Annotated in this window: 20 protein-coding genes; 13 read left to right on the forward strand and 7 right to left on the reverse strand. The window is 65.5% G+C overall.

The features are described 5' to 3' along the window. Positions 1–161 precede the first annotated feature (161 nt). Positions 162–1,949 (reverse strand): peptide ABC transporter substrate-binding protein, encoded by a 1,788-nt coding sequence (locus tag E4K64_RS05690; RefSeq protein ID WP_167771825.1) that lies wholly within the window; start codon positions 1,947–1,949, stop codon positions 162–164. Positions 1,950–2,534: 585 nt separating this feature from the next. On the opposite strand from E4K64_RS05690, the gene E4K64_RS05695 reads away from it, so the two are divergent. The 8 genes from E4K64_RS05695 to E4K64_RS05730 all read left to right on the forward strand — a co-directional run bounded on the left by E4K64_RS05695 (position 2,535) and on the right by E4K64_RS05730 (position 10,437). Then, a complete protein-coding gene (locus tag E4K64_RS05695; protein WP_135162987.1) occupies positions 2,535–3,329 on the forward strand; it encodes a MetQ/NlpA family ABC transporter substrate-binding protein in 795 nt (264 codons plus the stop codon). A 168-nt stretch (positions 3,330–3,497) separates the two neighbouring features. Then, on the forward strand, positions 3,498–4,532 hold the full coding sequence (locus E4K64_RS05700; RefSeq protein ID WP_135162585.1) for a putative FMN-dependent luciferase-like monooxygenase: 1,035 nt from the start codon (positions 3,498–3,500) through the stop codon (positions 4,530–4,532). Positions 4,533–4,569: 37 nt separating this feature from the next. Next, positions 4,570–5,169: a CMD domain protein gene (locus tag E4K64_RS05705; protein ID WP_167771826.1), complete on the forward strand. Its 600-nt coding sequence runs from the start codon at positions 4,570–4,572 to the stop codon at positions 5,167–5,169. A 12-nt stretch (positions 5,170–5,181) separates the two neighbouring features. Beyond that, positions 5,182–5,757, forward strand: a complete 576-nt coding sequence (locus E4K64_RS05710; protein WP_135162587.1) for an alkylhydroperoxidase domain protein — start codon at positions 5,182–5,184, stop codon at positions 5,755–5,757. A gap of 60 nt (positions 5,758–5,817) precedes the next feature. Next, complete coding sequence (locus E4K64_RS05715; protein ID WP_135162588.1) at positions 5,818–6,975, forward strand: ABC transporter substrate-binding protein; 1,158 nt, start codon at positions 5,818–5,820, stop codon at positions 6,973–6,975. A 56-nt stretch (positions 6,976–7,031) separates the two neighbouring features. Continuing rightward, positions 7,032–8,855, forward strand: coding sequence for an ABC transporter permease (locus E4K64_RS05720; RefSeq protein ID WP_135162589.1), 1,824 nt, complete (start codon positions 7,032–7,034; stop codon positions 8,853–8,855). Then, positions 8,855–9,700, forward strand: coding sequence for an ABC transporter ATP-binding protein (locus E4K64_RS05725; protein ID WP_167771827.1), 846 nt, complete (start codon positions 8,855–8,857; stop codon positions 9,698–9,700). Before E4K64_RS05720 ends, E4K64_RS05725 begins: the two co-directional genes overlap by 1 nt. Next, positions 9,697–10,437 carry an ABC transporter ATP-binding protein gene (locus tag E4K64_RS05730; protein WP_135162591.1) on the forward strand — a complete coding sequence of 247 codons (741 nt, stop codon included), beginning with the start codon at positions 9,697–9,699 and terminating at the stop codon, positions 10,435–10,437. Before E4K64_RS05725 ends, E4K64_RS05730 begins: the two co-directional genes overlap by 4 nt. Before the next feature lie 66 nt (positions 10,438–10,503). Here the strand turns inward: E4K64_RS05730 and E4K64_RS05735 are convergent, their stop codons facing one another. Next, the gene (locus E4K64_RS05735) at positions 10,504–12,015 is read right to left on the reverse strand and encodes a helicase HerA domain-containing protein (RefSeq protein ID WP_135162592.1); all 1,512 of its coding nucleotides are present in this window, start codon (positions 12,013–12,015) and stop codon (positions 10,504–10,506) included. Positions 12,016–12,289: 274 nt separating this feature from the next. On the opposite strand from E4K64_RS05735, the gene E4K64_RS05740 reads away from it, so the two are divergent. Next, positions 12,290–12,874 carry a LysE family translocator gene (locus E4K64_RS05740; protein WP_135162593.1) on the forward strand — a complete coding sequence of 195 codons (585 nt, stop codon included), beginning with the start codon at positions 12,290–12,292 and terminating at the stop codon, positions 12,872–12,874. Between the two features lie 29 nt (positions 12,875–12,903). On the opposite strand, the gene E4K64_RS05745 is transcribed toward E4K64_RS05740, so the two are convergent. The 5 genes from E4K64_RS05745 to E4K64_RS05765 all read right to left on the reverse strand — a co-directional run bounded on the left by E4K64_RS05745 (position 12,904) and on the right by E4K64_RS05765 (position 18,491). After that, entirely contained in the window at positions 12,904–13,968 is a 1,065-nt protein-coding gene (locus tag E4K64_RS05745; RefSeq protein ID WP_135162594.1) for a ketopantoate reductase family protein, read from the reverse strand. 249 nt (positions 13,969–14,217) lie between these two features. Further along, entirely contained in the window at positions 14,218–14,853 is a 636-nt protein-coding gene (locus E4K64_RS05750; RefSeq protein ID WP_135162595.1) for a MarR family winged helix-turn-helix transcriptional regulator, read from the reverse strand. 751 nt (positions 14,854–15,604) lie between these two features. Further along, positions 15,605–16,930, reverse strand: a complete 1,326-nt coding sequence (gene fliI / locus E4K64_RS05755) for a flagellar protein export ATPase FliI (RefSeq protein ID WP_135162596.1) — start codon at positions 16,928–16,930, stop codon at positions 15,605–15,607. Positions 16,931–16,972: 42 nt separating this feature from the next. Next, positions 16,973–17,701: a flagellar basal-body rod protein FlgF gene (flgF, locus tag E4K64_RS05760; protein WP_135162597.1), complete on the reverse strand. Its 729-nt coding sequence runs from the start codon at positions 17,699–17,701 to the stop codon at positions 16,973–16,975. 1 nt (position 17,702) lies between these two features. Continuing rightward, on the reverse strand, positions 17,703–18,491 hold the full coding sequence (locus tag E4K64_RS05765) for a DUF1217 domain-containing protein (protein ID WP_135162598.1): 789 nt from the start codon (positions 18,489–18,491) through the stop codon (positions 17,703–17,705). 143 nt (positions 18,492–18,634) lie between these two features. Between E4K64_RS05765 and motA the strand changes: the two genes are divergently transcribed. The 4 genes from motA to fliN all read left to right on the forward strand — a co-directional run bounded on the left by motA (position 18,635) and on the right by fliN (position 21,227). Beyond that, on the forward strand, positions 18,635–19,531 hold the full coding sequence (gene motA, locus E4K64_RS05770; protein ID WP_135162599.1) for a flagellar motor stator protein MotA: 897 nt from the start codon (positions 18,635–18,637) through the stop codon (positions 19,529–19,531). Continuing rightward, entirely contained in the window at positions 19,528–20,469 is a 942-nt protein-coding gene (locus tag E4K64_RS05775; protein ID WP_135162600.1) for a flagellar motor switch protein FliM, read from the forward strand. Before motA ends, E4K64_RS05775 begins: the two co-directional genes overlap by 4 nt. Beyond that, the gene (locus E4K64_RS05780; RefSeq protein WP_135162601.1) at positions 20,450–20,764 is read left to right on the forward strand and encodes a hypothetical protein; all 315 of its coding nucleotides are present in this window, start codon (positions 20,450–20,452) and stop codon (positions 20,762–20,764) included. Before E4K64_RS05775 ends, E4K64_RS05780 begins: the two co-directional genes overlap by 20 nt. Before the next feature lie 73 nt (positions 20,765–20,837). Continuing rightward, positions 20,838–21,227 carry a flagellar motor switch protein FliN gene (gene fliN / locus E4K64_RS05785; protein ID WP_135162602.1) on the forward strand — a complete coding sequence of 130 codons (390 nt, stop codon included), beginning with the start codon at positions 20,838–20,840 and terminating at the stop codon, positions 21,225–21,227. The last annotated feature ends 1 nt before the right edge of the window (position 21,228 follow it).

A 21,228-nucleotide genomic window follows, 5' to 3' on the forward strand; every position in this document is an offset into this window, starting at 1 on the left:
CACAATGGAAAGATGATGCGTGAGGGCTGTGAGAACGTGCCGCGTGAGCGCTCGGGACTGGAGGATGGGTAGAGCACTTGCGAAGCGTTACATTCCGCTCTCGTGCCCCGGACGCAGCGCAGCGTCTCTTCGACGGTGCGCTGCCGAGCCGGGACACCGGATCACATCCGATACCACGCCGCCAGATTCCACGTGATGGTGTCCCAGCCCGAGATGTCGATCATGAGGTTGTTGGAGCCGGCGTTGACGATGTGGCGCGAGAGCAGCGGCAGGAAAACGTTGGCTCCGCAGAAGATCTCGTCCACCTTCATCAGCAGCGCGGCGCGCTTGACGGGGTCGAGTTCGTTCTGGGCGGCCTTGTAAGCCTTGTCGGCTTCGGGATCGGAATAGCGCGAATTGTTGCGGCCGAGCCATTTGTTCTCCTTGGTGGCGATCTCCCAGGACACGCACTGGTTCAGCAGGCGCTCCGGATCGGGCTGAGGCTGCGTGGTATTGTACATCTCCATGTCGGCGTAGAATTTCGAATAGGTGTCGGGGTTGCCGACGTCCGAGGAGAAGAACACCGAGGCGGTGACCGCCTTGATCTCGATCTCGATGCCGGCTTTCTCGCAGGCCTGCTTGATGATGGCCTGGGTCTTCTGGCGCGGCGCGTTGGTCGAGGTCTGGAACACGTATTTGAGCCTCTTGCCGTCCTTCTCGCGGATGCCGTCCGCGCCTTTCTTCCAGCCGGCCTCGTCGAGCACCTTGTTGGCCTTGTCGATGCTGAACTCGTATGTCAGCTTGGGCGACTTGAACTGCTTGGGCGCGTTGACGAAGCTCGCGGTGGCGATGCCGCCGCGGCCGTAGATGAATTTCTGAATCGAATCGCGGTCGATCAACAGGTTGATCGCCCGGCGCACGGCCGGGTCGGACAGCGTCGGATGCTTGGTCTTGGCGTTCGAGCGCTCGCCGTCGACCTCGGTCCACGGGTCGGTCGTGTTGAGGATGATGAACTCGACATTGCCGGAGGGCGTGATGTCAAGCTTGCCCTTGCCGCTCGCCTCCATGCGCTTGAGGACCTCCTCTTCCACCTGCATGTTCCAGGCGAAGTCATATTCGCCGGTCTGCAGCACGGCGCGCGCCGCGGACACCGCATCGCCGCCGCCCTTGATCTCGAGCGTGTCGAAATGCGGCTGGTTCTTGATGTGATAGTCGGGATTGCGCTCGGCGCGGATCAGGTCGCCGGGCTTGAACTCGACGAATTTGTAGGGGCCGGTGCCGACCGGCTTCAGATTGCCCGGCGCTTCGCGCGATTTGGCACCGGCATAGTCGCCGAACAGATGTTTCGGCAGGATCAGGCCGACCGAGCCGACGAACGGATCGGCCCAGAACGGCGTCGGCGCCTTGAAGATCACCTTGACTGCGTAGTCGTCAATCTTCTCGACCTTGATGTCCTTGTAGGAGCCGGTGGTGTAGGCCGCCGTGGCGAGATCCGCGGCGTATTGCCAGGTAAAGACGACGTCGTCGGCGGTGAAGGGCTTGCCGTCATGCCATTTGACGCCCTGCTTGAGCTTCCAGATCACGCTCGTTCCGTCGGCCGCAAGGCCGCCGTTCTCCTTGGTCGGGGCCTCTGCGGCAAGGCACGGGATCAAATTGCCCTCCTTGTCCCAGCCGGCGAGCGGCTCGAAGAAGACGCGCGAGGCGATCTGGTCCTTGGTGCCGAGCGCGAAATGCGGATTGAGCAGGGTAGGCGCCTGCCACAGCAGCATCTTGAGCGTGCCGCCGCCGCCGGCCTTGGTCGGCTTGTACGGCAGCGTGGCATCCGCCATCGCGACGTCGTGCCAGACCAGGATCTGGCTCGCGATCGGGGCCGCGATCCCGAACGCGGCCACCTTCTGCATGAACGAGCGTCGCGACAGCGTGCCTTGCTTCACCAGTCCGACCAGACCCCGGATTTCGTTCTCGTTCATCAATTGACCCTCCACCTCGAAGACAAATCGTCGCTGGCAACCATCATGTTGCATCAGGCGCGAGGCGGCAATGCCGGCAATGCCGCCCTGCGACGAAATGACGACGTGGAGAGCCCCTGCGGGCCGAGACCTGGATCGCCGCCTGAGTAACCCAGGCGACGATCCAGTGCGTACTTGACTGAACTTGGGGAAGTTCTAAGGCCGCGCACAACGCTAACGCGGTCACTCCCGGCGCATCAAGTTTCGTGATGTTGCGGCGGCCGGAGATTTATTGCAGCCGCCACGACATCGCCACACCTGAGCCCAGGGACAGCCGGCACCTGCCTGATGCCGGCCGCGCCGATCGCCGGCATCGACAGCAGCAAGACCCGAGCCAGCAGCTGGCGCGCCCTGTTCGGCTGAGCCAGCCAGCGCGAGACCTTCTCGGTGAAGGACGCGGACGGCGTCGCGGCTGCCGTCAATTCGTTTCGCGTTTGCCGCCGAATGGAGAAAGCGTGCCCGCGACCGGAGCTCAATATGAATTTCCATTTCATTGATTTCGGTCTGCAGAGCAGCGAATACGGTTCCAATCATTCTCGCCGTGCCATGGAGACCAAGATGTCGTTCCGCCTCCCCCTGATCCTGTCCACCGCGCTCGCCTTGTGGTCGGCCCCTGTCACGGCCGAGACCATCAAGATCGGCGTGACGCCCGGGCCGCATGCGCAGATCCTGGAGGCGGTGAAGCCGATCGCGGCGAAGAATGGCCTCGACATCCAGCTGCTCGAATTCTCCGACTATGTCGTGCCGAATGCCGCGCTCGATGCCGGGGAGATCCAGGCGAATTCGTTCCAGAACCAGCCTTATCTCGACAACCAAAAGGCCGATCGCGGCTACAAGATCGAGTCGGTCGCCCTGACCGTGAACTTCCCGATCGGCGTCTATTCGAAGAAGCATAAGGCCTTCGCCGACATTCCCGAGGGCGGCAAGGTCTCGATCCCGAACGATCCGACCAATGGTGGCCGCGTGCTGCTGCTGTTGCGCGACAAGGGCGTGATCAAGCTCAAGGACGGCACGGGCTTCAAGCCGACGGTGCTCGACATCACCGAGAATCCCAGGAAGCTGAAATTCATCGAGGTCGACGCGGCGCAGGCGCCGCGCGCGCTCGACGACGTCGATGCTGCCGCGATCAACACCAATTACGCAACCCAGGCGGGACTCGATCCGGTCAAGGATCCGATCCTGCGCGAAGACCCCAAGGGCCCCTATGTCAATCTGATCGCGGTGCGCGCGGCCGACAAGGACAAGCCCTGGGTCAAGATCCTCGTCGACAGCTACCACACACCTGAAGTGAAGGAGTTCGTCCTCGCCAAGTTCAAGGGCGCGGTGCTGCCGAGCTGGTAGGCAGTCTGCCCATGCAAAGCCCAGCGCAGGGGCGATCCCTGCGGGCCACCTTACGTATGCGTCTGACGTATGAGCCCTGCGTATGAGCCTTGCGCAATGTCCGCTTGTCTGGAGCAGCAGTTACCGACATCATCGCCGGACTGGCCATCCTCGTCCGACAGGGGTCGTATGAAACGCTTTGCAAACCTGAAACGCCTGGGATTTTTCACGCGGCTGCTCGACGAGGCCCCGCCGGCGGACCGCTACCGCTTCGCGGCCGAACAGATCGTGCGCGCCGAAAAGGCGGGCCTCGATTCCGCGTGGATCGCGCAGCATCATTTTCACGAGCGTGAGGGCGGCCTGCCGTCGCCCTTCACCTTCCTCGGCTACGTCGCAGCGCAAACCTCGCGCATCCGCCTCGGCACCGGCATCGTCACGCTGCCGCTGGAGAACGCGGTGCGGGTGGCGGAGGACGCCGCGGTGCTCGATCTGCTCTGCAACGGCCGCTTCGAGCTCGGCGTCGGCACCGGCGGCAATCCGTCGGCGTTCGCCGCCTTCGGCCTCGACAGCGCCCAGCGCAACGAGATTTTTGCCAGCAATCTCGAGGTCGTCCGCACCGCTTTGGTCGGCAAGCCGCTCGCGGGCGGCGACACGATCTATCCGCAACGGCCGCAACTGGACAAGCGGATCTGGCAGGCGACGTTCTCGGTGGCCGGCGGGGCGCGCGCCGGCAAGGCGGGCGATGGCCTGCTGCTGTCGCGCACCCAGCCGCGGACCAAGGAGGCGCCGAAGGCGACTCTCGCCGAGATCCAGAATCCGGTGATCGATGCCTATCTGGACGCGCTGCCCAAGGGAGCCGAGCCGCGCATCATGGCCTCACGCAGCGTTTTCGTCGCCGACGATCATCGTGAGGCAATGCGGCTCGCAGACATTGGGCTGCGCCGCGCGCTGCCGCAATTCATGAAGGGCGGACACGCCAAGCCGGGCGAGACGCTGGAGGAGATGATTGAGGCGTTCGACACCCATGTCGGCGATGCCGATCACGTCATTGCCTCGCTGCGGGCCGATGCGACGCTGGAACGAGTGACCGATCTCGTGTTCCAGGTGCATTCGGTCGATGCGCCGCACCCTCACGTCCTGCGCTCGATCGAGCTGGTCGCGGAGAAGGTCGCGCCGGCGCTGGGCTGGACCCGGACGGCGGGCGAAGTGGCGCTGGCGGTCTAGCCGGAATGAATGTGATCGCGTTGCACGAGGCTGAATGATGCCAACTGAAGATATCATCGACACGCTCGCCGGGATCGAGCCGGGCTCGGCGCTCGACGTCGTCCGCGCCCGCCGCCTGCAGGCGCGTGAGAATGCGCAGAAGAGCTATCTCGCCTTGTTCGAGCCGATCGACGCGAGCGATTTTTCGCTTGCCGAGCGTGCGGCGGTCGCGGCTTTCGTGACCGGGCTTCATGGCGAATCGCCCGTCGCCGCCTTCTATCGCGAGAAGCTTGCAGCGAACGCGGAAGCCGCACGCCTGGCGGAGGCGATCGACGCCGAGATCGCGCGGGGCAGGACGTCGGGCCCGTACGGCGCCTTTCCGGCTGGCCCGTTGTCGATCGAGAACAAGGCCGGGCTGATCTACCGCGTGAGTTCGGAGCGCAAGGCCGCCCTCGGTCCGCGGCTTGTCGCGGCGCTCGAGCATGCGCATCTGCTGGTGTTCCGGCCGCGCGATGCCGCGTCCGCCGACATGAAGGCGCTGCTCGCCGCCGGCTGGTCGGCCACCGGCATCGTCACCTTCTCCCAGCTCGTCGCGTTCCTGTCATTCCAGCTGCGGGTCGTCAGCGGCCTGCGCACGCTCGCTGCGGCAAGCGCTTAGGAGACCGCAATCATGAGCACCGTCAATCCCCCTGTCGTCTTCACCCAGGATGAACTCGGTTGGGTCTCCTGGATCGATCCGCTGCCCGAGGTCGAGTTGACCGAGCGGCATTACGCCGGCCTGGTCGATCGCGCCCGCGCCAAGTCGGACTATTTCCGCCTCCTGGTGCGCGATCCCGAAGTGCTGGAAGCCCGCACCAAGACCGACAAGGACATCTTCTACAACGTTGCCGACGGCCTGCCGCGTGCCGAGCGGGAGCTCGCGGCCGCTGCGACCTCGCGCCACAACGGCTGCATCTATTGCGCCTCGGTGCATGCGCGCTTCGCCAGCACCTATTCCAAGCGCCGCGAGGACGTACAGCGCCTGCTCGACGAGGGCGTCGGGGCCGATCTCGGGGAGCCCTGGAATGCCGTGGTCAAGGCCTCCGTGGCGCTGGCCGCGACGCCGATCGCGTTCGGTCATGACAATATCGCGGAGCTGCGCCGCGCCGGTCTCGACGATGCCGAGATCGTCGACGTCATCAACGGCGCCTCGTTCTTCAATTGGGCCAACCGGCTGATGCTGTCGCTCGGCGAGCCCTCGAAATAGGCAATCTGACCGGCACAAGATTTGCTGCTTGTTTCAACATTTGAGTGGATGGAGCCGCGCATGAGCAACATCGATCGTCGTACCCTGGTCAAGGGCTCGCTTGCCGCCATGATGGCGGGAGCGGCCTTCTCGCGCAGTGCCTTCGCGCAATCGTCCGAACCGATCCTGCTCGGCGTCAGCGGCCCGCTGACGGGACCGAACGCGCAATACGGCACGCAGTGGAAGCAGGGCTTTGATCTCGCGCTCGACGAGATCATGGCGGCCGGCGGCATCAACGGGCGCAAGCTCGCCTATCAATTCGAGGACAGCCAGAGCGATCCGCGCCAATCGGTGGCGATCGCCCAGAAGTTCGTGTCCGATCCCCGGATCGTGATGGAGCTCGGCGATTTCTCCAGCCCGGCCTCGATGGCGGCCTCGCCGATCTACCAGCGCGGCGGCCTCGTGCAGTTCGGCTTCACCAACTCGCACCCCGATTTCACCAAGGGCGGCGACTTCATGTGGAGCACCTCCGTCAGCCAGGCCGACGAGCAGCCGCTGCTGGCGGCCTATGCCGTCAAGCGTCTCGGCCTCAAGAAACTCGCCGTGCTGCACCTCAACACCGATTGGGGCCGCACCAGCCGGGACTATTTCGTCAAGGCGGCGAAGGAGTATGGCGCGGAGGTCGCGGTGACGGAGGGCTATATCGCGGAAGAGCGCGACTTCCGCTCGACGCTGGTGCGCGTGCGCGATGCCAATCCGGACGGGCTGATCCTGATCTCCTATTATTCCGACGGCGCGCTGATCGCTCGCCAGGTGCGCCAGGTCGGCCTCAAGCAGGTGATCTGCGCCGCGAGCTCGGTCTACTCGCCGAAATTCATCGAGCTTGGCGGCGAGGCGGTCGAGGACGTCCATCTCGGCACGCGCTATTTCCCGCAGGATCCCAGGCCCGAGGTGAAGAAGTTCATCTCCGGCTTCAAGGCCAAGTACAACGGGCAGGAACCCGATGCCTTCAACGCCTATTCCTACGATGCGATGAACATGGCCGCCGCTGTCGTCAAGATCGGCGGCACCGACCGCCGCGCGATCCGCGATGCCTTCGCGAAAGTGAAGGACGTCTCCAGCGTCATCTTCGGCCAAGCGACGTTCGACGTCGAGAGCCGCCGCGTCAAGGGCGCCATGAACGCCGAGCTCGTCGTCCGCAAGGGCCAGTTCGCGCTCTGGGACGGCAAGCCGACCTGACCTGACGGCCGGAGCATTCGCTCCGGTCGCCTTCCTTTCCACGCGGGGACCCACGTTTGTCTTCCTGGCTCGACTACACCATCAACGGACTGATCGTCGGCAATGTCTATGCCCTGGTCGCGGTCGGGCTCGCGCTGATCTTCGGCGTCAGCCGGCTGATCAACTTCGCGCAAGGGTCGATCTATCTGGTCGGCGCCTATGTCGGCTGGGTGGCGGTGGTGCAGCTGCATACGCCGCTGCCGCTTACCATCATCGTGGTGGCCGCTTCCGCCGCGCTGGTCGGGCTGATCATCGAGCGGTTCGGGCTGCGGCCACTGCAGAACTCGGTGCGGATCGCGCCGCTGCTCGCGACCATCGGCATCAGCTTCGTGCTCGATCAGCTGGTGATGCTGACCTTCTCGCCCAATCCGCGCGCGCTGCCGAGCCAGTTGCCGGACGTGCGCTTCCAGGTCGGTGGCGGCACCATCGGTCCGCTCGACCTGCTGATCGCCGGCGTCGGCATCACCAGCGCGCTGCTGCTGTTCGTGTTCCTGCGCTACTCCAAGCTCGGCTGGGCGGTGCGCGCCGCCTCGCAGGACCGCGACGCGGCGATGCAGATGGGCGTCGACGTCAACCGCGTCAATCAGGCCGTGTTCGGCATCGCCGCTGCGCTCGGCGGCGTCTCCGGCATGCTGGTCGGCATGTACTACAACCAGATCGACACCGCGATGAGCCTTCAGGCGACGCTCAAGGGCGTCGTCGCCGAAGTCGTCGGCGGCGCCGGCAATGTGCCCGGCGCGGTCGTCGGCAGCCTGCTGCTGGGGCTGGTGGAGAGCTACGGCGTCGCCGTGTTCGGCACCAGCTACCGCAATCTGTTCGCGTTCCTGCTGCTCGTCGTCGTGCTCGTGCTGCGGCCGAACGGCCTGTTCGCCAGCGCGCGGCAGGCGCCGCCCGAGCCGCTCACCGGCACCTTCATCGCGCCGAGCCGCCCCATGCGCATTCCGCGCTGGGCCTTGGCTGTTGCGGCGGCGATCTTCGCGATCCTGCCGTTGTTCCCGGTGTCGTTCTACGTGCTTCAGACCCTGATCAACGCCTGGCTGCTCGGCATGCTCGCTCTCAGCCTGACGCTGGTCGCGGGCACGATCGGCCAGGTCTCGCTCGGTCACGCCGCGCTGCTCGCGATCGGCGCCTATACTTCCGCGCTGCTGTCGCTCACGTTCTCCGTTCCGGTCGGCCTTGCCATCATCGGCGGTGGCCTGATGAGCGCCGCGCTCGGCACCACGCTGATCTCGCCGTCGTTCCGCCTGCGCGGGCACTATGTCTCGATCGCGACGCTTGCCATCGGCGAGATCGTCTCGCTGGTGATCCTGAACTGGGAAGGCGTCACGCGCGGCCCGATCGGAATCTCAGGCATCCCGCCGCTGTCGCTGTTCGGTTACGATCTGATCAGCCCAAACTCGATCTACTGGTTCAGCTTTGCGGTGATGGTGGTGCTGGCGCTGCTGCAGGGGCGGCTGCTGACCTCGCATCTCGGCCGCAGCTTCCGTGCCATCCGCGACGACGACATCGCCGCGCGCGCCTATGGCCTCAGCCTGAACCGCTACAAATCGCTGGCCTTCATCTTCGGCGGCTTTGCTGCCGGCATCAGCGGCGGCATCGCGGCGCACCTGTATTCCTACATCAACCATGAGACCTTCAACACGCAGCAATCCATCCTGGCGCTGACCGTCGTCATCCTCGGTGGCCTCGGCAATGTCGTCGGCGCGATTCTCGGATCGGTGGCGCTGGTCGGCCTGCCGGAGTTGTTCCGGATCGCGGCGGAGTATCGCATCCTGATCTACGGCATCGTGCTGCTGCTGCTCGTGCGGTTCAGGCCGCAGGGCCTGCTGGGGACGATCTGATGGCGGAGCACGCACCCATGCTGTCCCTGCGCGGGCTGACGCGCCGCTTCGGCGGCCTCACCGCCGTCGACGCCATCGATCTCGATCTCGCCAAGGGTGAGCTGATCAGCATCATCGGCCCGAACGGCGCCGGCAAGACCACGCTGTTCAACCTCGTCACCGGCCTCGACCGGCCCGACGCGGGTACGGTTCACTTCGAAGGCCAGGAGATCACGGGCCTGTCGCCGGAACGGCTCGCGGCCGAGGGCATCGCGCGCACCTTCCAGCTCGGCCGCGTCTTCGGCAATCTCAGCGTGATGGACAACGTCCTGATCGGCGCGCACACGCGCTTGCGCGCGGTGAAGCCGGCCGTGCCGGTCATCGGCCCGCTGCTGGAGCTTGGCCTTGCGCTGTTGCGTCCCGCCAGTGTCAGAGCGGAAGAGGAGCGGCTGCGCGAAGACGTGAAGGCGATCCTCGCCCGCTTCGGCGAGCGGCTCTTGCCGCGGATCGACCAGCCCGCCTATAGCCTGTCCTACGCCAACCGCCGCCGCGTCGAGATCGCGCGCGCGCTCGCGCTGAAGCCGCGCCTGTTGCTGCTGGACGAGCCGACCGCCGGCATGAACCCGACCGAGACCGCGGAGATGCAGGGGCTCGTCGCCGAGCTCAAGGCGGAAGGTCTGACCATCCTGCTGATCGAGCACAAGCTCGAGATGGTGATGCGCCTCTCCGACGGCGTCATCGTCATGGACGAAGGCAAGAAGATCGCGGAAGGCCCGGGCGAACAGGTGCGTAACGATCCCAAGGTGATCGAGGCCTATCTCGGCCACGGGCTGTCGGAGACGGCGGAGCAGGAGAGCGCGGCATGACGACGAGCGCCCCCGAACCGCTGCTGACACTGTCGAACGTCAATACGTTCTACGGCCAGGCCCAGGTGCATTTCGATCTGTCGATCACGGTCGCGCGCGGCCACATCGTCTGCCTGCTCGGCGGCAATGCCAGCGGCAAGTCGACCACGATGAAGATCATCCTTGGGCTCGTCAAACCGCGCTCGGGTGAGGTGACCTTCGACGGCGCCTCGCTTGTCGGGCTGACGACGCCGCAGATCGTCCGCCGCGGCATCGCCTCGGTGCCGGAGGCGCGGCGGCTGTTTGCGGACATGAGCGTGCGCGAGAACATCCTGATGGGCGCCTTCGTGCGCAACGATCGCGAGGCGATCGCGCAGGATCTCGACAGGATGCTGACGCTGTTTCCGAAGCTCGGCCAGCGGCTGTCGCAGCGTGCCGGCTCGCTCTCCGGCGGCGAGCAGCAGATGGTCGCGATGGCGCGGGCGCTGATGAGCCGACCCAGGATGATCGTGATGGACGAGCCGACCATGGGTCTGTCGCCGCTCTATGTCGATCGCGTGCTGGAGCTGATCAGGACCATCAACCAGGAAGGCGTCTCGGTGTTCATGGTCGAGCAGAACGCCAGCCTCGCGCTCGAGATCGCGCATGAGGCCTATGTGCTGCAGACCGGCAAGATCGTGCTGTCGGGCCCGGCGCGGGCGTTGAAGGACGACCCCCGCATCCGCGATGCCTATCTCGGCGGCTCCGAGGCGGCCTGACGTAGTGCGCTGACCTCTCCACGTCATGGCCGGGACAAGCCCGGGCATGACGACTTCCCTCTCGTATTAGGCCGACGCCGCGCTCGCGACCTGCTCGGCCGGCAAATCATCGCCATGGGGGTCGCCCGGCGCGGTGGCCCAGGCCAGCTCCACCAGCGTCACGATGCGGCGACCGCCGCCGTCCAGCTGGACCACGATCAGGCCCTGCTCCTCCATGTAGCCGAGCAGCCGCTGCGCCCGGCGCAGCGAATGCGAGCCATAGGCCCGCGCGATCGCGGCGTCGCCGGGGCAGGGCCAGCCTTCCTTGGCGGCGCGCGCGATCATCATGAACACGCCCTGCATGTCGTCGGGCAGAATCGACGCGCGCAGCGCTACGTCCTGCCAGGCGTCGTCTTCAGTGAGATCGGTGCCGAGCCCGGCGCGCGCATGGGTCAGCATGCGGCGAAACTCGTTGAGGTCGGGCACCGCCGAGCCGAGGCCCTCGATGCGGCAGCGGACCACGAACTCCTGGTAGAGCACGCCGATGGCGCGGAAGCCCGCGTCGGGCGCGGCGAGCACGGCCCGCAGCGTACGGTCCACGCGCTCGCGCCGTTCGGCGAGCTCCTCGGCGCTGACCGGCACCTCGACCGCTTCCGGCTGGATCACCGGGGCGGCGGCCTTCGCGGCACGAAGCTGCTCCAGCAGATCCGGCGCCGGCCGGCGCTGCGGCCGGCTGGCATCGGGCGGCGGCGCGGCCAGGATCACCGCGCGCGCATCCTCCAGCGTCGCTTCGGGCAGCGGCATCAGGCGCGGCGTCGAGTTGCGCGGAGAGGTGTCGGTCGGGCCGATGTTCAGGCGCAGCGGACGGCGCGACAGCGCAGGTCCCAGCGCCATGAACTGTCCGCGCTCGAGATCGCGAAAGGCCTCGGCCTGCCGCCGCTCCATGCCGAGCAGATCGGCGGCGCGCGCCATGTCGATGTCGAGGAAGGTCCGGCCCATCAGGAAGTTGGAGGCTTCCGCCGCAACGTTCTTGGCGAGCTTCGCCAAACGCTGCGTCGCGATGATGCCGGCGAGGCCGCGCTTGCGGCCGCGGCACATCAGGTTGGTCATGGCGCCGAGCGAGAGCTTTCGCGCTTCGTCCGAGACTTCGCCCGCCACCGCCGGCGCGAACAGCTGCGCCTCGTCGACGACCACGAGCATCGGATACCAATGGTCGCGGTCGACGTCGAACAGGCCGCCGAGAAACGCGGCGGCGCGCCGCATCTGGTTCTCCGCGTCGAGACCTTCGAGATTGAGCACGGTGGAGACGCGATGCAGCCGCGCGCGTTCGCCGGCAACCTGAAGGCCGCGCTCGGTGTGATCCTCGGCCTCGATCACCAGATGGCCGAAGCGCTCGGCCAGCGTGACGAAATCGCCTTCGGGGTCGATGATGGCCTGCTGCACCCAGGGCGCACTCTGTTCCAAGAGCCGCCGCAGCAAATGCGATTTGCCGGAACCGGAATTGCCCTGCACGAGGAGGCGGGTCGCCAAGAGTTCCTCGAGGTCCATGGCGGCCGCGGCGCCCGCCGTGGTCTGCCCCATCTCGATCGCAACCGTCATGTCCCCGACTCAAGTCCTCGTCATTCGCGGACAGCGGCTTATCAATCCCGTCGCAGCGCGTCGAGCGGCACGGGGCTGATCATGCCGCGTTGCCCACGGCGGCGTTCCGGTCTGATTCGATTTGCCGTAGAAGTGCGGGACGAGAGGGGACTTGCGGATTTTCGCCCTCGTTCGCGGGCATTTCGGCGGCTTCGGCGCCGATTCCGGGCTTTTGGGGACCGGATTCGATGATGGAGATCAAACCAGCCCGGCCCCAGGCCTGGTAATCAGGCGCATGAGCTTCCTGACCTTCCTCGCAGCGACCTATTTCCTGCTCGCCGTGCCCGGACCCACCAACACCTTGCTCGCGACATCGGGCGCGGGGATCGGCATTGCGCGCTCGCTTCATCTGCTCGTTGCCGAGCTGTGCGGCTATCTGCTGGCGATTGCCCTGCTGCGGCTCGCGCTCGGCCCCATCGTCAGCGACATCCCGATCGCGGCGCTCGTGCTTCGCGTCGCGGTGACCGTCTATATCCTCTGCCTCGCCTTCATGCTCTGGCGGGTCAACACACGCGAGCTTCGCGACGGTGCGCCGGTGACGTTCGGCCAGGTGCTGTTCGCGACGCTCCTTAACCCGAAAGCGCTCGTGTTCGCTTTCCTGCTCCTGCCGCTCGAGGCTGGGCCGCTCGAATTGTTGCCCTGGTTCGGCGCGATCGCGCTTCAGATTCTCACGGCCGGCGCCGCGTGGATCGCTCTCGGCGCAACGCTCGGCCGTGGCGCCCGTCGCCTCGGCCATCCCCACTTGGTCACGCGCATCGGCGCGGTCACGCTGGTTGCCGTGACCGGCCTGATCTGGCTTCAATCCTTCCTGACGGCCTGAAGCGCCACGCCCCGCCCGTAACGGCGCGCTTACTGCGCGCCAGAGCCGCCCTGCACGATCTTCTCGTTCAGCTTCTGGTCCACGGTGTCGACCGTGCGGTCGATCTCGGCGTTGGGCACGCCGAGCTGATGCGAGATCAGCTTCACCAGGAGATCGACGCGTTCGATGAAGGGCGCGCCGCTTGCGACCGCCCGTGCGGCCGATGACGGCTTGAGCAGGCTTTCGGCGGCCTTGGCGTATTTCGCGAACGGCACCTGGTCCTGCGGATCGGCGCCGAGGCGGCGCGCGATCGCGTCGACATGGTCGTAGATCGTCTGCGAGCGCTTGAGGTCGCCGTGCACGGCGTCGCGGATCGACTGCGGCTCGTGCGGGGTGATGCAGCGGTAATTGCCGGTCAGCAGCATCGACCATTTCGCCAGCGGCACGAACAGGGAATCGAATACTTTCAGCTTCACCGGAACGTCGTGGCCGTCGAGCGTCACCGCATCGATGTCGGCTTCGAGTTCGCGCAGCACCTTGTTGTGCTCCTCGTCGGCAAAGACCGATGCCTTGAAGTTGGTGGGCAGGCCGACATGCAGCACGTTCGCCGCTTCTTCCGGAGGACGGAACGCCTGCGGGTCAGGCGAGCACAGCGTCACCAGCCCCGGCTCGAACCGCTCCCACACCTGCGCGTTGGTGTAGGCCTCTTCCAGATCCATGTCGGCGAGCGCCGGAATCCGCTTCAGATAGGGCAGCGGCGGCATGTTCATGATCGACAGGCACGGCAGCTTCGCCGCGGCGATCTTGACCATGAGAACGCGCACCGTGTGGTTGGTATATTGCGGCTCCTGCATCGCAAGGCCGACCAGATCGTAGCGGGAGAGATCGACATTGGCCGGGGTCACCGCGTCGAGCTTGCCCGGAAGATCGCGCGAGAAGATCGCCCGGTGCACCGCCTCGTCACGCAACTTGATGCGCACCTCGGTACCTTCGCGATTGATCAGCTCCGCGGTCTTGGCGCGGCAGACCAGGGTCACGTTGTGCCCGGCCATCAGCAGCTTCGTGCCCAGCAGCGAGCCGTAAGAAGCCCCGAGAATCAATATGTTGCGCGCCATGCTCCGTCCCTTTGACAATCTGTCTGTGCGATTTTTCAGCCCCGCGGGCGAGTTGCCGGCATCTAAAGCGAAGTGCGCGGGGATGGCAACTGGGATAATGCATACAAGGCCGCGCGAAGCCTGGGGCGAGCGCGGGGGCAATCCAGAATTGCCCGTGGAGGGATTCCGGATTGCCTCGTCGCAAGGGCTCGCCGCAATGAGGATGATGAAGGCGCTGCCCGGGCCATTCGCCCGGAGATCGCGCGCGCTTTAGCCCTGGCTCGCGATCCGCGCGCGGTCGAGATGTTCCTCGATCTTCGGGCGGTCTCGGGTGCGCTCGAAGCTGGTGCACAGCAATTCGGTTTCCTCGAGCGAGATCGGGGCGCGATACAGCCGGCACATGAATTCGGCGCCTGCGCGTCCCTTGGGAGTAGCCGGGCCGCGTTCGGCGAGAAACATGCAGTCACGGCAGATGCTGGCATCGAGCCGCTGATGGGCCGCGTCGAGGTGATTGAGGACGTCGCGGAGCGAGTCGCGCAGCCCGACGCATCCGTCGTTGCCGAGTGCCGCGACCGCATTCACCACGTGATTGATCGGGTCGTGCTGGCTGAGGCATTTCTCGCCCTGGGCGGTGACGTGCAGGACGACGGAGCGCTTGTCCTCCTGCGACGGCTTCCTCACCAGATAGGACTTGCTCTCCAGCGTCTTCACGATTTGCGATGCAGTCGCTCTGGTGGAGCCGATGAAGCCGGCAAGCGCAGACGGCGTGCGCGAAAACCTGTTGGCTCGGCCGAGAAAGCGCAGCGCCATCCATTCCCGATCGCGCAGTCCATGCCGATTGCCTTCGAAATACCAAGCCCTCGCCGCTTGAACCAGCAGCTCGACGGCCTCTCGTGCCAATGGCATGAATCTACCTCGTCCCCGGAACTTCGTCTGCGGCGTCTCGACGCCGCTTTGCGCCCTGGCTCACGAACCCGTCGAGAGACGCCGGACGGCTGAAGGTGTCCGATGAGAAAATCGTGCCGAGCTCTAGCGTCGTCGTCGCACGGGAGCCCGAGTCGCCGCCGCGAGCAGACGATGGATCGGAGTAGTTCAACCGAGGCCCCTAAAGTTCAAGTCACGAGCAGACGTTTCTTGTATTCAACCAAAACGATGAATGAGCTTCTCAACAAAATCAAGTCAAGACACTCGGGGAGACTGGATGTCGTTGCACTCGAATGTAACGTTCAAGACAATCTCGTTCGTCGGAACACATGATGGTGAACGCAGCGAACGCGATACGTTGCGCAGCGAGCAGCATGAACGCAACTATGCGACGGTTTGATTGCACGGCGCGTTATTGTCTGTCGTTGATGCAAGTTGATCGCTGCTTGTGCACGACGACGATGTCTATCGCGAGGTCATTCACAATCGTACGATCTCTAAGGTGAATGGTCGGGGAACTCACAGAAATTGCACGCGACGGTTGTTTGGGTCGCAAGCCCCGAATCGCCCCTTCCATCGTCACCGTTCTGTCCTGTCGCCCGACGTGCGGGCACTGGAAGTCAGTGGTGGCCGTGCACGTGCATGCGCTGGAAGCGTGGCGCGCATGCGCAATCGCCTGTCGATAACGCGGAGCGATGCGAGGGCACCGTGCGCCGGCAGGCGCTCCGACCTGCTATTCGCCCCTGAGCATGTCCCGGAGCTCGCGGAACGGATCCGCGCTCGGGGGAGCCGAAGCGTCTTGCCGCATCGCGCTGTAGATTCTCGGGACCATGTCGACCGCCTGGTCGAGGCCCGAATCGCGCCCCGACTGGTACCCGCCCATCAGGCGAAGGTCGTGCGTGTCCTCGTATTTGGCGATCATGGCGCGCAGCTTGCTCACCAACTCGCGCTCCTCGGGATCCCAGATGTTATGGGCGAGGCGGGAGACCGAGGCCAGAACGTCGACGGCGGGATAGCGCGCCTGGTCGGCGATGTGCCTGGACAGCACGATATGTCCATCGAGCGTGCTGCGGATGGTGTCCGCGATCGGCTCGTTGTGATCGTCGCCATCGACCAGCACGGAGAAGATCCCGGTGATGGTGCCGGAGCCTTCCTCGCCGGGGCCGGCGCGCTCCAATAGGCGCGGCAGATCGGTGAAGACCGTCGGCGCGTAGCCGCGCGCGACCGCGGGCTCGCCGGCCGCGAGCGCGACCTCGCGGGCGGCGTGGGCGAAACGGGTGATCGAATCGACCATGAGCAGCACCGATTCGCCCCGGTCGCGGAAATATTCGGCGACCGCCATGGCCGTCTTCGGCGCCAGCCGCCGCATCATCGGGCTTTCGTCTCCCGTCGACACGATGGTGACGGCGCGCTGGCGATCGTTGCCCAGCACGTCCTCGATGAACTCGCGCACCTCGCGGCCGCGCTCGCCGACCAGGGCCAGCACGACGGTGTCGAAACCCTGGCTGCGCGCGAGCATCGCCAGCAGCGTCGATTTGCCGACGCCGGAACCGGCGAAGATGCCGACGCGCTGGCCGGCGCAGATCGGCGCGAACAGGTCGATGACGCGCACGCCGGTGCGCAGCGGCTTATGCACGCGTGCGCGTTTCATGGCCGACGGCGCCTCGGCTTCTGCCGAGACCGGAAGGGAGCCCGGCGTGAGGGGACCCTGTCCGTCGAGCGGCGCGCCGAGAGCGTTGATGACGCGGCCCTTCCAGCTCGGATCGGGCGCAAAGGACAAGGGCGGCATCCGGTAGGCGGCCGCGCCGAGGCCGCCGGCGAAGTGCCGGTCGAACGGCTTGGCAACGATGCCGTCGCTGTCGATCCGCACCACCTCGCCGATCTGGGGCTTACCGGCCGAATTGACGCCGATGAGCTCGCCGAGCCTGACGAAGCGCGACAGGCCGGAGACACGGAAATGCGTCGGCGCGATCTCGGAGATCGCGCCGCTGACGCTTGCCAGGGGAGTGCTCTGCTGAAGCTCCAGCAGCGCCCACTCGAGTTGCCGAAGAGCGTTCAAGGAAACCGTCCAACCTCAATCCTGGTGCGCGCGAGGCGCGCTCTACTTGCCGGGTTCGCCCAGCGTCCGAATGGCGTTCTGAAGCGAGCTCTCGGTGCCCTCGATCATCGAATTGGTGCCGTCGAAGGCGCGCGAGGCCGCGATCAGCTTGGTCAATTCCATCATGGGATTGGCCCCGGAGCCCTCGACATAGCCCTGCTTGAAGCCGTCGCGCGAGAAATCGGCGATGGCGGTCGCGGGCCGGTCCGGCGTCACGCCGGAATTGCCGTAGCGTTCGAGATTGGCATCAGCGGGGATGCTGAACAGGCCGATGGTGCCGATCTCGTTGTTGTCCTGGGTGATCGCACCGCTGCGGGCAATCGAGATCGGTCCGCCGTTCGGGTCGAGCGTGATCTGCGCGCCGCCGGAATCGACGACGGGGAAGCCGCTCACGGTCTGAAGATCGCCGTTGGGAGCGATCTGGAGACGGCCGTCGCGGGTATAGACCGTGCCGTTCGGGCCGGCGAAGGCAATCCAGCCCTGTCCGACCACAGCGACGTCGAGCGGGTTGCCGCTCTCGGTGATGTTGCCCATCTCGCGCGAGATGATGTTGTCGCCGGGCGAAGAGAAGGCGACCGGGTTCGGGCCCGCCTTGGACAGCACGGTCTCGAACTTCACCACGTCGGTGCGGAACGCCGCCGTGTTGACGTTGGCGACGTTGTTGGCGATCGTCTGGAGGCGCTTTTCGAGCGCGACCTGCGCCGACAATCCCACATAGAGGGCCGATTGCATGCTACTTTCCGAGCCGGATGGACTGAAGTTTCGAGAGCATGTCGATATCCATTCCGGCCGACGTCGACGCGCCGCCGATCAGGACCAGCGCGGGATTGGTCGAGCTGTCGTTCTGGGCCTGGGTCGCGTCCCACATCGCCGCAAAGCGCTGCACGAACTTGGTGACCTTGGCCGGATCCTGGAAATCGGTGAGCTTGACCTTGTTCGTGATCATCTTGGCCTGGGCGTCGATGTCGGCCGCGCTGATCGTCGAGGGCAGGCCGAGCGCGGTCTGAACCACCTGCGTCAGCGCCTTGTCGGCGAGGACCTGGTAGGCGGTCGTGATCGTGGAGGCCTTGCGGGTGAAATAGAGCGCCAGCCGCAGGCCCTCGTTCTGGTCGCCGGCCTTCTGCTCCATCGTCTGCCTGACGTATTGGGTCGCCGTTCCGGTCGTGGCCTGGGTGGTCTTGGTCGCGTTGCTGCCGAGGGCGGCGAAATTGAAGGCGGCGGCGAATTCCCGGTAGCGCGTGTCGGTCAGCTTGTTGGCGAAGGTGTTCTTGTTCGCGATACCCTCGGTCAGCACCTTGCGCATGAACGCCTTGGCATAGGTCATGTCGCTGAGGCCGTAGGCCTTCATCGCATATGAATAGAGACGATAGTCCTTCAGGAAGTCGTCGATCGTCTTCACGTTGCCGATGTGGCTCAGGAAGTAATCGGTCTCGCGGCTGATGTCCGGCTGCTTCGCGACCTGCGTCAGCGACTTGCCCATGTCCTTGGTCAGTCGGGTGTAGTCCGCGATGGTGGATAGCATGACACGCGCCTCTCTGGCCGCCGTTGCGGCGCGGCGTCAAGGTGCCGCCAATTGCTTGCGCGAGGCTGGCGGTGTGGGAAGCCAGCTTCGCGCAAGGCTCGCCGACTAGATATTCCCGATGGGATCGGCGATGGAGCGGCGCGTTGGGCAGTTTCGTGGGGGTTTTCATCACGGTAGCGGCGCTGCTCGGCGGCTTTGCCGCCATGGGCGGGCATCTGGCCGTGCTCATGCAGCCCTGGGAGTTCGTGATCATCATCGGCACCGCGGTCGGCACCTTCATCGTGGCCAATCCGTGGAAGACGGTCGTGGACACCGGCGTTGCCTGCCTGCAGGCCATCACCGGCGCGGTGCCGAGTGAGCGCTACTATCTCGACCTGCTCGGGGCGCTTCATGCCCTGATGCGCGAGCTCAGGGGCAAGGGCCGCAACGAGGTGGAAGCGCATATCGACGATCCCGCCTCTTCCGAGATCTTCAAGGCGTTCCCGAGCGTGCTCGGGGATCCCTCGCTGCTCCAGTTCATCTGCGATTATGTCCGCCTCATCATCATGGGCAATGCGCGCACGCATGAGATCGAGGCCCTGATGGACGAGGAGATCCACACCATCGTGAAGACCAAGCTGATGCCTTACCATGCGCTGGTGACGGTGTCCGAGGCGCTGCCGGCGCTCGGCATCGTCGCTGCGGTGCTCGGCGTCATCAAGGCGATGGGCGCGCTCGACCAGTCGCCGAAGCTGCTGGGCGGCTTCATCGGCGCGGCGCTGGTCGGCACCTTCGCCGGCATCTTTCTGTCCTACGGCGTGCTTTCGCCCTTCGCGATCAAGATCAAGATGACACGCGAGAAGAGGTGCCGGCCCTACATCATCGTCAAGCAGACGCTGCTGGCCTTCATGAACGGCGCGATGCCGCAGATCGCCGTCGAGCACGGCCGCAAGATGATCGCGAGCAGCGAGCGTCCGTCGATCGACGTCGTCGAGAACGAGACGATCGCAGGTCCCAAGGCCGCCGTCACCGAGCCCGAACCCAAGGCTGCCCGCGCATGATGATGGAAGACGTCGAAGTCGATCAGCGCAAGCAGCTGCCGAACTATCTGCTGGACGCCGCCGGCATATCGATCGAACGTATGCCGATGCTCAATGTGATCTTCGATCGCATGGCGGCATCGTGCACCGACAGCCTGCAGCCGATGGCCGGAACGCCCTGCTATTTCTCGGTCAACGGCATCACCAACGACCGCGTCGGCGACATCGTCAAGGACTACGAGGCCAACGCGGTCGCCGCCGTGCTCTATGCCGAGCAGTGGGATTCGCGCGTCATCATCATGCTCGATCGCGATTTTGTGTTCACGATGGTGGAAGCGATGTTCGGCTCCGACGGCGCCGAGCCGCCGCTCGACGTCGAGCGCTCGTTCTCGAACATCGAAATCCGGCTGGTGCAGGCGCTGTTCGAGCGCTTCGCCAAGGCGCTGCAATCCGCCTTCGCCGGCACCTCCAACGTCACCTTCCGCGTCGAGCGGGTCGAGACCGCGATGGCTTCGCTGGCGATCGGGCGAAGCGGCAACATGTCGATCTGCGCGAACATCATGTTGCAGGCGCTGTACCGCGGCGGCCAGATGTTCCTCATCATTCCGCACTCCGCGCTCAACCCGCTCCGGCAGAAGCTGGCCCACGTCGTCGTCAGCGACGGCCGCGCTTCCGATCCGCGCTGGCGCGAGCAGATGGAGAGCGAGGTCCAAAGGACCGAGGTGACGCTGAGCGCGGTGCTTGACGAAAAGATGCTGACCCTCGGCGACGTCGTCAAGTTCCATGTCGGGCAGGTGCTCGAGCTCGAAGCCACGCCGCGCACGCTGGCCCGTCTCGAAAGCAACAATCAAGTGCTGTTCTGGTGTCAGATCGGCCAGCTTGATGGCTATTACGCCATGCAGGTGGCCGATCCCGTGGATCAGAAACGGGAGTTCGTCGATGATATCCTATCTCGTTGATGCGGTGCTGCTGATCGCGCTCGCCTTCACCAGCATGCGGGTGACCCGGATGCACCGCGAGCTGGCGCGCTTGCGCAGCTACCAGGGCGAGTTCTCCACCATCGTGCACGAGACGGCGGGTGCCTTCGACACGGTCATCACCGCGGCGCATGATTCCACCGCCAATCTCGGGCGGCTCGCCAACGTGCTGACCGCCAAGATCGATCAGGCCCATGAGGCGATCGCGGCGCTCGACGCCCGCGCCGGGCTTGCGCCGGCCGCGACCGCAGGCGGCGCCGAAGTGAACAAGCACTGAAGCCGAAGCCGGCGAAACCATACGATCGGAACGCCGAGGCGCTCCGGGAGCGGAAATACCAAGAGGCGATACCATGGCGCAATCCTTCGACTATGACTCTGCCACGCGAGCACCTGCCTCCGAGGAGGGGCATGTCGACACGAGCCCGCTGGAGCGGCTGGCGGAGATCGCCGCGCGCACGGCGGAGGAGAGCGGCAAGTTCGCCAATGTCGATGCCATCCTGCGCATTCCGGTCACCATGCAGGTGGTGTTGGGATCGGCAACCATTCCGGTCGCGAACCTCATGAAGCTCGGCCGCGGCGCGGTCGTTCCGCTCGACCACCGGGTCGGCGAGCCCGTCGACGTCGTCGTCAACGGCCGCATCGTCGCCCGCGGCGAGGTCGTCGTCGTCGAAGAGGACAATTCCCGTTTCGGCGTCTCGCTCACGGAGATCGTCGGACCGCTGGGGCAGGGTGATAGCTGAC

It is taken from the genome of Bradyrhizobium frederickii (assembly GCF_004570865.1).
GTDB lineage: Bacteria > Pseudomonadota > Alphaproteobacteria > Rhizobiales > Xanthobacteraceae > Bradyrhizobium > Bradyrhizobium frederickii.